The organism is Providencia vermicola (genome assembly GCF_010748935.1).
Taxonomy (GTDB): domain Bacteria; phylum Pseudomonadota; class Gammaproteobacteria; order Enterobacterales; family Enterobacteriaceae; genus Providencia; species Providencia zhejiangensis.
Genome location: NZ_CP048796.1, coordinates 3,307,761 through 3,322,477, shown reverse-complemented (window position 1 = coordinate 3,322,477; position 14,717 = coordinate 3,307,761). Strand labels below are relative to the sequence as shown.

The window sequence follows — 14,717 nt, the reverse complement described above, 5'->3', positions numbered from 1 at the left end:
CCTCTCACTGTTCGGGCTAAATGTCACCAAACATTTTGTGTGGGAATTGTAATAGCAATGTGAAGACTTTATACTGACGGCAGGTCTCCGGATTACCCTGATGTAGGAGTTCCAGCGTAATCAGTATGCAACTCTATTTGAACATGATGGATTAGCGTTTAGCTTAAGTTGCATTTTGTACCCCTGTCGCTGTCAGTTTCCGCCCCAGGTCCGGAGGAAGGAAAATAATAAAGAGCTGTGTGGGCAAAATTGTGAAAAAACAAAGACCTGTCAACCTTGATCTGCAGACGATACACTTCCCGATCACTGCGATCTCTTCGATCTTGCACCGTGTCTCTGGCGTCATCACTTTCATCGCAGTAGGTATTCTGCTTTGGTTGTTAGGGACATCTCTCTCCTCTCCAGAAGGTTTTCAATATGCATCCGAAATAATGACTGGCTTTTTTGCTAAGTTCATTCTTTGGGGAATTCTAACGGCATTGGCGTACCACATTTGTGGGGGTATTCGTCACATGTTAATGGATTTCGGCTGTATTGATGAAACGCTTGTTGCAGGCAATTCATCTGCAAAAATTACGTTTGTTATTACGGTCATTCTGGCAATTCTGGCGGGGATATTAGTATGGTAAGTAATGCTTCAGCTTTAGGCCGTACTGGTATTCAGGACTGGCTGTTAATCCGTGGTTCTGCGATTGTTATCGTACTCTACGTGTTGTATCTCGTTGGCTTTATTGCCATTAATGACATCACCTATGAAACATGGCGTGGTTTCTTTGCCTCTTCTGTGACAAAAGTATTCACAGTCCTCACATTGTTCTCGATTTTAGTACATGCCTGGATTGGTTTATGGCAAGTACTGACTGACTATGTTAAGCCACTAGCATTACGTTTAGTGCTGCAACTTGTGATTGTTGTTGCTCTGCTGGCTTACTTAATTTACGGAACAATTGTGGTGTGGGGTGCATAAATGAATCTGCCAATAAGAGAATTTGACGCTATTGTTATTGGTGCTGGTGGCGCTGGTATGCGTGCTGCACTACAAATTTCACAACTTGGCCTATCTTGTGCTTTGTTGTCAAAAGTTTTCCCAACCCGTTCTCATACGGTGTCAGCGCAAGGTGGGATCACAGTTGCACTAGGTAACACTCATCCAGATAACTGGGAGTGGCACATGTACGATACTGTTAAAGGGTCTGACTATATCGGTGACCAAGACGCAATCGAGTATATGTGTAAAACGGGTCCAGAGGCGATCCTCGAATTAGAACATATGGGGCTGCCATTCTCTCGTCTTGATGACGGGCGAATCTATCAGCGTCCATTTGGTGGCCAATCGAAGAACTTTGGTGGTGAACAGGCAGCGCGTACTGCCGCCGCTGCTGACCGTACTGGCCACGCACTGTTACATACCTTGTATCAACAAAACCTAAAAAATCACACAACCATTTTCTCTGAATGGTATGCCCTTGATTTAGTTAAAAATCAGGATGGTGATGTCGTTGGTTGTACTGCAATTTGTATGGAAACAGGCGAACTGGTTTACTTCAAAGCTAAAGCGACTATTTTAGCGACAGGTGGAGCAGGTCGTATTTATCAATCAACCACTAACGCGCACATCAATACAGGTGATGGTGTTGGTATGGCTGCCCGTGCTGGTGTTCCATTGCAAGATATGGAAATGTGGCAGTTCCACCCTACAGGTATTGCTGGTGCAGGTGTACTTGTAACGGAAGGTTGCCGTGGTGAAGGTGGATATCTATTGAACAAAGATGGCGAACGTTTCATGGAACGTTATGCGCCTAACGCGAAAGACCTTGCTGGTCGTGACGTTGTTGCTCGTTCAATTATGATTGAGATCCGTGAAGGCCGTGGTTGTGATGGTCCATGGGGCCCGCATGCTAAGCTGAAATTAGATCACTTAGGTAAAGAAGTTCTGGAATCACGTCTACCGGGTATCCTTGAATTATCTCGTACCTTTGCTCACGTTGACCCAATTAAAGAGCCAATCCCAGTTATTCCAACATGTCACTACATGATGGGGGGGATCCCAACTAAAGTAACAGGTCAAGCAATTCGTTATAACGAAAAAGGCGAAGACGAGGTTATTCCAGGTCTATTTGCTGTGGGTGAAATTGCTTGTGTATCTGTACATGGTGCAAACCGCCTCGGTGGTAACTCACTGCTTGACTTAGTGGTATTTGGTCGTTCAGCGGGTCTCCACTTGAAAGAGTCTCTGATGGAGCAAGGTTCAATGCGTGATGCATCTGAATCGGATATTGATGCTGCCATGACTCGCTTTAACCGTTGGGAAAATGCGCGTACAGGTGAAGATCCTGTTGAAATCCGTAAAGCACTGCAAACCTGCATGCAACACAACTTCTCGGTATTCCGTGAAGGTGATGCAATGGCGAAAGGTTTGGAAGAGCTGAAAGTGATTCGTGAACGTCTGCAAAATGCTCGTCTTGACGACACCTCTACCGAGTTTAATACACAGCGTATTGAATGTTTAGAGCTGGATAACTTGATGGAAACGGCTTATGCAACAGCGCAGGCAGCGAACTTCCGTACAGAAAGCCGCGGTGCACATAGCCGTTTCGACTACCCAGATCGTGACGATGCTAACTGGCTATGTCACTCATTGTATTTACCGCAATCTGAAACGATGACCCGCCGAGAAGTCAACATGCAACCTAAGTTGCGTGAAGCCTTCCCGCCGAAAGTACGTACCTATTAATGCGTGGTGTTAATCCAGTTGCGGAGAAATGAACTATGAAACTTGAATTTTCGATTTATCGCTATAATCCGGATGTAGATAACGCACCACGTATGCAGGATTACACGCTCGAGGTTCCTGAAGGGCGTGACATGATGTTGCTAGATGCGTTGATCCAACTGAAAGAAAAAGATCCCACTTTATCATTCCGTCGTTCTTGCCGTGAGGGGGTATGTGGCTCTGACGGTCTGAACATGAATGGTAAAAATGGCTTGGCTTGTATCACACCACTGTCTGCTTTAATTCGTGGTGGGAAGAAAATTGTTATTCGTCCATTACCAGGTCTACCCGTGATTCGTGACCTGATTATTGACATGAGCCAGTTCTATACTCAATACGAAAAAATTCGTCCTTATCTGATTAATGATAATAAGAATCCACCAGCGCGTGAGAATTTACAGTCGCCGGCACAACGTGAAAAACTCGATGGGTTATATGAGTGTATTCTGTGTGCATGTTGCTCAACGTCTTGCCCATCTTTCTGGTGGAATCCCGACAAATTTATTGGTCCGGCAGGTCTTTTAGCCGCATACAGATTCTTAATTGATAGTAGAGATACTGAAACAGATGCTCGATTAGATGATCTGAACGACGCTTTTAGTGTTTTCCGCTGTCATAGCATCATGAATTGTGTCAATGTATGCCCTAAAGGACTAAATCCAACGAAAGCTATCGGTCATATTAAATCTATGTTACTAAAACATAGTGCATAAAACCGGTGATTACCTGCGGCACCTAAGTGCCGCAGGCTGTTGAATAGTAACAAAGTAAAAGCAAAAAAGTGAAAGTAATAAGCCAAACTGCAAATGATGAAGACGCGAGCTGACTCGAGGGGCCTTTAAAAACTGCAGACAGTTTTTAAAGGTTCCTTAGAAGGGGAGCCCGGAGTGATAAAGGGAAACCCAAAGTGAGAACATGCATAAAGCACGTCCAGAAGAACCTTTATCGAGGCCGCCTAAACGCGGCAATTAGTTAACCACGGCGAAAACTAAAGCTATCAAAGCTTAAGGGATCACAATGCAGAACGGCGTAATGAAGGACTGGCTGGATTCGAGCTTTCTGGCAGGCGCGAACCAGACTTACATAGAACAGCTCTATGAAGATTATCTAACTGACCCCAATTCTGTTGATGCTGGCTGGAGAGAAATCTTCCAGCAACTGCCTGGAGCAGGCACCAACGCTGAGCAATTCCACTCACAAGCACGCGATTATTTCCGTCGCTTAGCAAAAGACTCGACTCGTTATCATACCTCTGTTAGCGATCCTGCAATCGATGCAAAACAAGTGAAAGTTTTGCAGCTGATTAACGCATTCCGCTTCCGCGGACATCAAAACGCAAATCTTGATCCATTAGGTCTATGGAAACGTGAATCTGTTCCAGATTTAGATCCAGCATTCCATAATCTAACGAAAGAAGATTTTGACGAAACATTCAATGTGGGTTCTTTTGCAATTGGCAAAGAGACCATGAAACTGAGCGATTTGTATGACGCGCTGAAACGCATTTATTGCGGTTCTATCGGTGCGGAATATATGCATATCACTAATACTGAGGAAAAACGTTGGATTCAGCAACGCCTTGAATCAGTGAATGTCGCTGAGCAATTCTCTAAAGAAGAAAAACGTCGCTTCTTGGCTGAGCTAACAGCAGCAGAAGGGCTAGAGCGCTATTTAGGCGCAAAATTCCCAGGTGCAAAACGTTTCTCATTGGAAGGTGGTGATTCACTGATCCCAATGCTGAAAGATTTGATTCACCATGCGGGTAAACAAGATACACGTGAAGTCGTATTAGGTATGGCTCACCGTGGTCGTCTTAACGTATTAATTAATATCTTAGGTAAAAAACCAGCAGAACTATTTGATGAGTTTGCTGGCAAACATAAAGACCATTCAAGTGCTGGTGACGTGAAATATCACCAAGGTTTTTCTTCTGACTTTGAAACCGCGGGCTCACGTGTCCACTTAGCGCTGGCCTTTAACCCATCTCACCTTGAGATTGTTAGCCCAGTTGTTATTGGTTCTGTTCGTGCTCGTCGCGACCGCCTTGATGAAGGGCGTAGTAATATGGTTCTGCCAATCACTATTCATGGTGACTCGGCGGTAACAGGTCAAGGTGTTGTTCAAGAAACGCTGAACATGTCTCAGGCTCGTGGTTATGAAGTTGGCGGTACAATGCGTATCGTAATCAATAACCAAATTGGTTTCACCACGTCAAACCCGAAAGATACCCGTTCAACAGAGTATTGCACCGATATCGTGAAGATGGTTCAAGCACCTATTTTCCATGTCAATGCAGATGACCCTGAAGCGGTTGCTTTTGTCACTCGTCTGGCTCTGGATTTCCGCAATACCTTTAAACGTGATGTGATGATTGACCTCGTTTGTTATCGTCGTCATGGTCATAACGAAGCTGATGAGCCAAATGCAACTCAGCCAATTATGTATCAAAAAATCAAAAAACATCCGACACCACGTAAAATCTATGCGGATCGCTTAATCGAAAGCGGTGTTGTGACTGCTGATGAAGTGACTGAAATGGTTAACTTATATCGCGATGCATTGGATAGAGGTGATTGTGTCGTTGAAGAATGGCGTGAAATGGGTCTGCACTCTTATACATGGGAACCGTACCTGAACCATGAATGGAATGAAGAGTATAAATCCACATTTGATTTAAAACGTTTACAAGAGCTTGCAGTTAAAACCAGTACTATTCCAGCTGAAGTGGTTACCCAGTCTCGTGTAGAAAAAATCTATGCAGACCGCGCGGAAATGGCGCAAGGTAAAAAACTGTTGGATTGGGGTGCTGCTGAAACATTAGCTTATGCAACCTTAGTTGATGAAGGTATCCCTGTTCGTCTGTCTGGTGAAGACTCAGGCCGTGGGACATTCTTCCACCGTCACGCTGTTGTACATAACCAAACGAACGGTTCGGTCTATGTGCCACTGCAAAATATCCATAATGGCCAAGGCGTATTTAATGTTTGGGACTCTGTTCTGACTGAAAACGCAGTGTTGGCATTTGAATATGGCTATGCAACCACAGAACCACGTGCTCTGACAATTTGGGAAGCGCAATTTGGTGACTTCGCAAACTGTGCTCAAGTGGTTATCGACCAATTTATTAGCTCTGGTGAGCAGAAATGGGGTCGTATGTGTGGTCTAGTTATGCTGTTACCACATGGCTATGAAGGTCAAGGTCCTGAGCACTCATCTGCACGTTTAGAACGTTATCTGCAACTGTGTGCAGACCAAAATATGCAAGTGTGTGTACCATCAACACCTGCTCAAGTTTACCACATGCTGCGCCGTCAGGCTCTACGTGGTATGCGCCGTCCTCTGATTGTAATGTCACCGAAATCCTTACTACGTCACCCATTAGCGGTATCGAGTATGGAGGAATTGGCGAATGGTAAATTCTTGCCAGTTATCGGTGAAATAGATGAAATCAATCCGAAAAACGTGAAACGCGTCATTCTGTGTTCCGGTAAAGTTTATTACGATCTGTTAGAACAGCGTCGTAAGAACGAACAAACAGATGTTGCGATTATCCGTATTGAACAGCTGTATCCGTTCCCTCACGAAGATATCCAACAAGCGCTGGCGCAATATGCGCACGTTAAAGATTTTGTTTGGTGTCAAGAAGAGCCATTGAACCAAGGCGCTTGGTATTGCAGCCAACACAACTTCCGTGAAGCTATCCCAGCAGGGGCTACTTTACGTTATGCAGGTCGTGCTGCTTCTTCATCTCCAGCAGTTGGTTATACGTCCGTTCACTTAGAGCAGCAACAAGCTCTGGTTAATGACGCGTTGAACATTGAATAATTAAAGGATAGAAAATGAGTAGTGTAGAAATTCTTGTTCCAGATCTTCCTGAATCCGTTGCCGATGCTACGGTTGCCACATGGCATAAAAAACCAGGTGATAGCGTTGAACGTGACGAAGTGCTGGTTGAAATCGAAACGGATAAAGTTGTATTAGAAGTTCCTGCAAGTGAAGCGGGTGTATTAGAAGCTATCGTTGAAGATGAAGGCGCAACGGTACTGTCTAAACAGCTGTTAGGTCGTATTCGCTTAGGTGACAGCACGGGGATGCCTGTTGAAGTGAAATCCACTCAAGAAGCTGCACCTGCACAACGTCAAACAGCGAGCTTGGAAGAAGAGAGCAATGATGCACTTTCTCCAGCGATCCGTCGTTTAGTGGCTGAGCATGATCTCAATCCTGCTGACATTAAAGGCACGGGTGTTGGTGGTCGTTTGACTCGTGAAGACGTTGAGAAACACTTAGCAGCGAATAAATCAGCACCGGCGGCTAAAGCTGAAGCGCCAGCTGCACCACAAGCACCTCTGGCTCATCGTAGCGAAAAACGTGTTCCTATGACGCGTTTACGTAAGCGTATTGCTGAGCGTTTATTGGAAGCGAAAAATAACACCGCGATGTTAACGACGTTTAACGAAGTTAACATGCAGCCAATTAAAGATCTGCGTAAGCAATATGGTGAAGCATTCGAAAAACGTCACGGTGTACGTTTAGGCTTTATGTCTTTCTATGTTAAAGCTGCGGTTGAAGCACTCAAACGTTATCCTGAAGTGAATGCTTCTATTGATGGTACAGACGTTGTTTACCATAACTATTTCGATATCAGTATTGCTGTTTCAACGCCACGTGGTCTGGTCACCCCAGTATTGCGTGATGTTGATGCAATGAGCATGGCTGATATTGAGAAGAAAATTAAAGAACTGGCAGTCAAAGGTCGTGACGGTAAGCTGACTGTTGATGATCTGACGGGTGGTAATTTCACAATTACCAACGGTGGCGTATTCGGTTCTCTAATGTCTACTCCTATCATTAACCCACCACAAAGTGCAATCTTAGGCATGCATGCTATTAAAGATCGCCCTATGGCGGTTAACGGTAAGGTTGAAATTCTTCCAATGATGTACCTTGCACTATCTTATGACCACCGTCTGATTGATGGTAGCGAGTCAGTTGGCTTCTTAGTCGCCATCAAAGATATGCTGGAAGATCCAACTCGTTTACTGCTGGACGTATAGCAACATAACAGGGCAGGGTATGACCTGCCCGGTCTGAAGTAACCGATGCAACCGGTTCGCCGGTTGCTAAATCAGTAACAATTGCAGGAGGCGAATAAACGCCTCTTCAGACTCAATTATGGATAGAACATCATGAATTTACACGAGTATCAGGCAAAACAGCTTTTTACACGCTATGGTTTGCCAGCACCAACGGGTTATGCCTGTACATCAGCAACTGAAGCTGTAGAAGCAGCAAAAAAAATCGGAAACGGCCCATGGGTTGTTAAATGCCAAGTTCACGCGGGTGGACGTGGTAAAGCTGGTGGCGTAAAAGTGACAAATGATATCAATGATATCAAAGAGTTCGCTGATAAATGGTTAGGTAAAAACCTTGTCACTTACCAAACAGATGCAAATGGTCAGCCAGTTAACCAAATTTTGGTTGAAAACGCGACTGACATTGCTAAAGAACTGTACCTAGGTGCGGTAGTTGACCGTGGCACACGTCGTGTTGTGTTTATGGCATCAACGGAAGGTGGTGTTGAGATTGAGAAAGTTGCTGAAGAAACGCCAGAGCTTATCCATAAAGCAGTTATCGATCCATTAACGGGTCCTATGCCTTTCCAAGGCCGTGAGTTAGCGTTCAAATTAGGCCTAACGGGTAAACAAGTTAGCCAATTCGCTAAAATTTTCATGGGTCTAGCAACGATGTTCCTAGAACGTGACCTTGCACTCATCGAAGTTAACCCATTAGTGATTAATACCGAGGGTGACCTTGTTTGTTTAGATGGTAAATTAGGTGTTGATAGCAACGCGCTATATCGTCAAGCAGAAATGCGCGAAATGCATGACCCATCTCAAGAAGATGCGCGTGAAGCACAAGCAGCTCAGTGGGAGCTGAACTACGTTGCGCTAGATGGCAACATCGGTTGTATGGTTAACGGTGCAGGTCTTGCTATGGGGACGATGGACATCGTTAAACTGCACGGTGGTGCACCAGCTAACTTCCTTGACGTTGGCGGCGGCGCAACGAAAGAACGCGTAACTGAAGCATTTAAAATTATCCTTTCAGATAAGAGCGTGAAAGCTGTTTTCGTTAACATTTTTGGTGGTATCGTTCGCTGTGACCTGATTGCAGACGGCATCATTGGTGCAGTAGAAGAAGTTGGCGTAAATGTACCAGTAGTGGTTCGTTTAGAAGGTAACAATGCAGAGTTAGGTGCGAAAAAACTGGCAGATAGCGGCTTGAATATCATCGCAGCAAATAGCCTGACAGATGCAGCTAAGAAAGCAGTAGCAGCGGCGGAGGCTAAATAATGTCTATTTTAATTGATAAAAACACCAAAGTAATTTGCCAAGGTTTCACTGGCGGTCAAGGTACATTCCACTCTGAGCAAGCTATTGCTTATGGTACAAAAATGGTCGGCGGTGTAACGCCAGGTAAAGGTGGTACAACTCACCTAGGTCTGCCTGTATTTAACACCGTTCGTGAAGCTGTAGAAGCAACAGGTGCTACCGCCTCTGTGATCTATGTTCCGGCTCCTTTCTGTAAAGATTCGATCCTTGAAGCTATTGATGCGGGCATCAAACTGATTATTACGATTACCGAAGGTATTCCAACTCTGGACATGCTGACTGTTAAAGTAAAATTAGATGAAGCTGGCGTTCGTATGATCGGTCCAAACTGCCCAGGTGTTATCACTCCGGGTGAATGTAAGATCGGTATTCAACCCGGTCACATTCATATGCCAGGTAAAGTGGGTATCGTTTCTCGTTCAGGTACACTGACTTATGAAGCGGTTAAACAGACGACAGATGCTGGTCTTGGTCAATCAACATGTGTTGGTATCGGTGGTGACCCTATTCCGGGTTCAAACTTCATTGATATCCTGAAAATGTTCCAAGAAGATCCACAAACTGAAGCGATCGTGATGATCGGTGAAATTGGTGGTAATGCTGAAGAAGAAGCGGCTGCTTACATTAAAGACCATGTAACCAAACCTGTTGTTGGTTATATTGCCGGTGTAACTGCACCTAAAGGCAAGCGTATGGGTCACGCAGGTGCAATTATCGCGGGCGGTAAAGGTACTGCTGATGAGAAATTCGCTGCATTAGAAGCGGCCGGTGTTAAAACGGTTCGTAGCTTAGCGGATATCGGCGATGCAGTAAAATCACTGCTAGCAAAATAAGTTTAGTCGTTTGAACTGACGATTAAACCCAATTAAGCCCGCATTCAAATTCGAATCGCGGGCTTTTTATTTAAAAAGATGAAATTGCAACTCCTGTTCAAGCGCAATTGGCTCTGTGGTCAGTGTGTATTCTCAGAACTCAGATCAGGTGGCTGAATCATAAGTTGAGTTGCTGACAACATCTTCGAGTACGTACTTACCTATCTATCGCTATCCATCCTGGCATCAAACGCGCGACTGTTATCCATCCATTGGTCAATTTTTTGTGTATCCGCGCTTTGTATGGTCGAGAGAAATTTCTAGCCTATAGGCTTTAAAAAAGCGTCATGATTGAGAGCAACGCCTAAATACTCGAATATTTTTTGATTGTGAAATCAGGGGTTTTGCGAGTAAAGCCGGCCAACGGCGGTATGTATCCCTTTCTACACGATGAACGCATGTCTACCACTCATGATAACCGTTTTACTGGGTGATGTGGGGGAGGGAGTGCAAGCCTAGCCGTATTCTGCCGTACGGTGGCACGTTTGGCGGTATTTGGGCGATCGAAGGTTTCTCCTTTAAATGATAAAACCGTTATTCAATAGCGAGTTATTTCACAAACAATCATTCAGAATCAACAGTATGCTAAAAAGAAGCCGCTGATGCTTGCTATAGCGCTAGGAGCGAAGCAAGCTACGTGCAATGTCCTAACAAGGGGGGCGTAAATTGACAGGCTACAATGCTGACTGAATGCGCTTGTGGATACTTTGGCGTTGAAGAGTATCTCACGTCGTTGATGGCAGTATTCTTGTGATTACTTGAATAAATAGATAGTCAATCAAGGATAAACTGCTGGTTATTTCGTCATTTTGGTAGGCTAAATAAGCTATTTTTTGTCAATCAACAGATATAATGCTGATGAATTGTGTTTCGTTAATAATAACGGTGTCGGTCAGAATTAATTAATCAGAAATAGCAAGTCATCAGAATTTATTTAGTAATTAATAAAAGTCATAATAAAAACAAAATAGGCTAAAATTATAAATTAAATTATCTTTTTATGAAGTTTCAAATCAAAAGTTAATTTTTTTAGGTAGTCTTTTAGAAAAATAAGAATATTTGTACTATTCTCAATAACACTCAATTAACATTTAACCAACCATTAATTGATGATAAGGATAATCAATTAACAATGCTTAAAAAATTGACGTAAATCAATTCATTAGTGCTGGCATTATTTTTCTAAATTGCTTAAATTGGTGCTCGATCAAATACTCGTTTTTCTATTATAGGGTATAATTATTGATATATATTCAGAATTCAAATCTGAATCACGCAAAAGAAGTTTATTGTATGTGAAGATAAGCGTACTATTATTATAGTGTCGTTAGAGTTTTGAATTTTGTTAATTATTTGTTGTTTTGAGGCATTTTTTGCTGGTAGTTAAGAGGCTTTCTTTAATTTTATTGGAAGCTGGGTTGCCGCAAGTCGGTGTCTTCCTGCTAGGAGCAAGGAGTCAAGATGTTTGATATTGTCGAACTGTCAAGATTACAGTTTGCCTTAACTGCGATGTATCACTTCCTATTCGTGCCATTAACGCTCGGTATGGCGTTTTTGCTTGCGATTATGGAAACGGTATATGTGCTGTCTGGTAAGCAAATTTATAAAGATATGACTAAGTTCTGGGGCAAGTTATTTGGTATTAACTTTGCTCTAGGTGTTGCCACTGGTTTGACTATGGAGTTCCAATTCGGTACTAACTGGTCTTACTATGCCCACTATGTTGGAGATATCTTCGGTGCACCTCTTGCAATCGAAGGTTTGATGGCATTCTTCCTTGAATCGACCTTTGTTGGTTTATTCTTCTTTGGTTGGGATCGTTTGAGCAAGACCCAGCACCTTGCAGTTACTTGGTTAGTCGCTTTAGGTTCTAACTTCTCTGCACTGTGGATTCTTGTTGCGAACGGCTGGATGCAAAACCCAATAGCAGCAGACTTTAACTTTGAAACTATGCGTATGGAAATGGTTAGCTTCTCTGAGCTAGTCTTAAACCCAGTTGCACAAGTTAAATTCGTTCACACCGTTGCTGCTGGTTACTGTACTGGTGCGATGTTTGTATTGGGCATTAGTTCTTACTACATGCTTAAAGGTCGTGACCTTGCATTTGCTAAACGTTCATTTGCGATTGCTGCAAGCTTTGGTATTGCGGCTGTGTTGTCTGTTATCGTTCTTGGTGATGAATCAGGTTACGAAATGGGTGACGTACAGAAAACCAAACTGGCTGCGGTAGAAGCTGAGTGGGAAACGCATGCACCACCTGCGGCGTTTAACCTAATTGCTTGGCCTGACACCGAAAAAATGGAAAACAAATTTGCGATTGAAATTCCATGGGTGATGGGGCTTATCACAACACGCTCACTCGACACGCCTGTCTTAGGTCTGAAAGATCTGATGAAGCAGCATGAAGTTCGTATCCGTAACGGTATGATCGCATACGGTGAACTGCAAGAGCTGTTAGCGGGCAATAAAGATCCTGAATTACGTAAGTCTTTTGAAGCAAATAAGAAAGATTTAGGTTATGGTCTTCTGCTGAAACAATATGCACCAAACATTGTTGATGCAACTGAAGCACAGATCCAAAAAGCGGTTAAAGATAGTATTCCAAATGTCGGTCCATTGTTCTGGGCATTCCGTATCATGGTTGGTGTCGGTTTCTTACTACTGATTATCATCGGTCTCTCCTTCCTTTCTGTTGTTCGCAACCGTATCGGCCAAAACAAATGGCTGCTGCGTACCGCATTGTTCGGTATCCCATTACCATGGATTGCGATTGAATCAGGTTGGTTTGTTGCAGAATATGGTCGTCAGCCTTGGGCTATCGGTGAGGTTCTTCCTGTATCCGTTGCACACTCAAACTTGACAACCCATGATCTGATTTTCTCTCTAGCTCTGATCTGTGGTCTGTATACACTGTTCTTAATTGCTGAATTGTTCCTAATGTTCAAATTCGCTCGTAAAGGGCCAAGCAGCCTGAAAACTGGCCGCTATCACTTTGAACAGAAAAACAGCTCTGCACAAGACGTTCAGTAAACAGGAGTCCACTTATGTTTGATTATGAAGTTCTTCGATTTGTGTGGTGGATTCTAATCGGCGTTCTGCTGATTGGCTTCGCTGTCACGGATGGCTTTGACATGGGCGTCGGCTTCTTATTACCAATTTTAGGTAAAACAGATACTGATCGCCGTATCATGATTAATGCGGTTGCACCGCACTGGGATGGTAACCAAGTTTGGTTAATCACTGCCGGTGGTGCGATGTTCGCGGCATGGCCACAAGTTTATGCTGCTGCATTCTCTGGTTTCTATGTCGCTATGATTTTAGTGCTAGCTGCGCTGTTCTTCCGCCCAGTCGGTTTTGACTACCGTTCTAAGCTGGAAAATCCAAAATGGCGTAACATGTGGGACTGGGGTCTGTTTATCGGTGGTTTCGTTCCACCACTGGTTATCGGGGTGGCGTTTGGTAACCTACTGTTAGGTGTTCCATTCCAAATCGATAACCAACAGTACCTGACTTATACAGGTAACCTGTTTGGTCTGCTAAACCCATATGGCTTGTTAGCGGGTGTTGTTAGCTTAATGATGATTGTGACTCAAGGTGCAACTTATTTGCAAATGCGTACAACGGGTGAACTACACCTACGCGTTCGTAAAGCAACTTATGTCACTGCATTACTGACCCTAATCGCATTTGCGGGTGCAGGTGCTTGGTTAGTGATGAGCATTGATGGTTATGTGGTGACGTCAACTATCGATACATTAAGCGTATCAAACCCACTGAATAAAACAGTTGAGGTTGCATCTGGCGCTTGGTTGACTAATTTTAACAACTACCCTGTATTGTGGGCTCTGCCTGCGCTGGGTGTGGTTTTACCACTGTTAACGATGCTGTTTAGTAAAGCAGACAAAAATGCGCTTGCGTTTGTGAGTTCATCACTGACTATCGCATGTATCATTTTAACTTGCGGTGTTGCTATGTTCCCATTCATTATGCCTTCAAGCATTATGCCAAACGCAAGTTTGACTATGTGGGATGCAACATCTAGCCTGTTTACTCTGCAAGTTATGACAGTTGTTGCTATTATCTTTGTTCCAATCGTATTGGCTTACACAGCGTGGTGTTACTACAAAATGTTTGGCCGTTTGGACAAAAACTTTATCGAAGGCAACAAGCATTCACTGTATTAAGGAGCATAACATATGTGGTATTTTGCCTGGATCCTCGGCACGCTGTTAGCTTGTAGTTTTGCAGTGATTGCAGCTCTAGCGTTAGAGCATGCGGAAGACAAAGCCGCAGCTAAAGATGGCGAGTAATAAATAATGCTGGTGGATAAATGCTATCAGCTATTGGATAAGGGGCCGATAAGGTTCCTTATCCTTTTATTAGCTTTGGTGATTGCGGGAAGCGTTATGTGGGATCCGACCCAATTCGCTGCAAAAACCAGTTCATTCCTAATTTGGCAAGGGTTATTACTTATTTGGGCAACGTGTAGCGCGATGATCTTTGGGGTTGGTTTTAGACCTAACAAATTGATTTGGCGAACAGTTTTCCATCCATTACCTGCTATCATCATCCTTATCTGGGGCTTGGTTAAAGTCCTCAGCTAATCTAATTGTCAATTATGGGTCTGCGGATCCATAATTTTTTTTTGATAACTTTACCCCTAGGTCATTCCAAAGCGAC

At 43.7% G+C, this 14,717-nt stretch carries 12 protein-coding genes; all 12 read left to right on the top strand.

Annotation, left to right across the window (positions count from 1 at the left end; genetic code table 11):
* Positions 1 to 239 precede the first annotated feature (239 nt).
* The 12 genes from sdhC to ybgE all read left to right on the top strand — a co-directional run bounded on the left by sdhC (position 240) and on the right by ybgE (position 14,641).
* Entirely contained in the window at positions 240 to 629 is a 390-nt protein-coding gene (sdhC, locus tag G3341_RS15000) for a succinate dehydrogenase cytochrome b556 subunit (RefSeq protein WP_163862765.1), read from the top strand.
* Positions 623 to 967 carry a succinate dehydrogenase membrane anchor subunit gene (gene sdhD, locus G3341_RS14995; protein WP_154621923.1) on the top strand — a complete coding sequence of 115 codons (345 nt, stop codon included), beginning with the start codon at positions 623 to 625 and terminating at the stop codon, positions 965 to 967. The genes sdhC and sdhD overlap by 7 nt, the downstream gene beginning before the upstream one ends.
* Positions 968 to 2,734 carry a succinate dehydrogenase flavoprotein subunit gene (gene sdhA / locus G3341_RS14990; RefSeq protein ID WP_154621924.1) on the top strand — a complete coding sequence of 589 codons (1,767 nt, stop codon included), beginning with the start codon at positions 968 to 970 and terminating at the stop codon, positions 2,732 to 2,734.
* A gap of 35 nt (positions 2,735 to 2,769) precedes the next feature.
* The gene (locus G3341_RS14985; RefSeq protein ID WP_154621925.1) at positions 2,770 to 3,486 is read left to right on the top strand and encodes a succinate dehydrogenase iron-sulfur subunit; all 717 of its coding nucleotides are present in this window, start codon (positions 2,770 to 2,772) and stop codon (positions 3,484 to 3,486) included.
* A gap of 304 nt (positions 3,487 to 3,790) precedes the next feature.
* Entirely contained in the window at positions 3,791 to 6,598 is a 2,808-nt protein-coding gene (gene sucA, locus G3341_RS14980; RefSeq protein ID WP_154621926.1) for a 2-oxoglutarate dehydrogenase E1 component, read from the top strand.
* A gap of 14 nt (positions 6,599 to 6,612) precedes the next feature.
* Positions 6,613 to 7,827, top strand: coding sequence for a 2-oxoglutarate dehydrogenase complex dihydrolipoyllysine-residue succinyltransferase (gene odhB, locus G3341_RS14975; RefSeq protein WP_154621927.1), 1,215 nt, complete (start codon positions 6,613 to 6,615; stop codon positions 7,825 to 7,827).
* A gap of 132 nt (positions 7,828 to 7,959) precedes the next feature.
* Positions 7,960 to 9,126 carry an ADP-forming succinate--CoA ligase subunit beta gene (gene sucC / locus G3341_RS14970; protein WP_154621928.1) on the top strand — a complete coding sequence of 389 codons (1,167 nt, stop codon included), beginning with the start codon at positions 7,960 to 7,962 and terminating at the stop codon, positions 9,124 to 9,126.
* Positions 9,126 to 9,998, top strand: coding sequence for a succinate--CoA ligase subunit alpha (sucD, locus tag G3341_RS14965; protein WP_096618019.1), 873 nt, complete (start codon positions 9,126 to 9,128; stop codon positions 9,996 to 9,998). Before sucC ends, sucD begins: the two co-directional genes overlap by 1 nt.
* Positions 9,999 to 11,498: 1,500 nt before the next feature.
* Positions 11,499 to 13,067, top strand: a complete 1,569-nt coding sequence (gene cydA, locus G3341_RS14960) for a cytochrome ubiquinol oxidase subunit I (protein WP_154624831.1) — start codon at positions 11,499 to 11,501, stop codon at positions 13,065 to 13,067.
* Positions 13,068 to 13,081: 14 nt separating this feature from the next.
* Positions 13,082 to 14,221, top strand: a complete 1,140-nt coding sequence (gene cydB, locus G3341_RS14955) for a cytochrome d ubiquinol oxidase subunit II (RefSeq protein WP_154624832.1) — start codon at positions 13,082 to 13,084, stop codon at positions 14,219 to 14,221.
* A gap of 12 nt (positions 14,222 to 14,233) precedes the next feature.
* A complete protein-coding gene (cydX, locus tag G3341_RS14950) occupies positions 14,234 to 14,347 on the top strand; it encodes a cytochrome bd-I oxidase subunit CydX (RefSeq protein WP_008912071.1) in 114 nt (37 codons plus the stop codon).
* Between the two features lie 6 nt (positions 14,348 to 14,353).
* Positions 14,354 to 14,641 carry a cyd operon protein YbgE gene (gene ybgE, locus G3341_RS14945; RefSeq protein ID WP_163862763.1) on the top strand — a complete coding sequence of 96 codons (288 nt, stop codon included), beginning with the start codon at positions 14,354 to 14,356 and terminating at the stop codon, positions 14,639 to 14,641.
* Positions 14,642 to 14,717 lie beyond the last annotated feature (76 nt).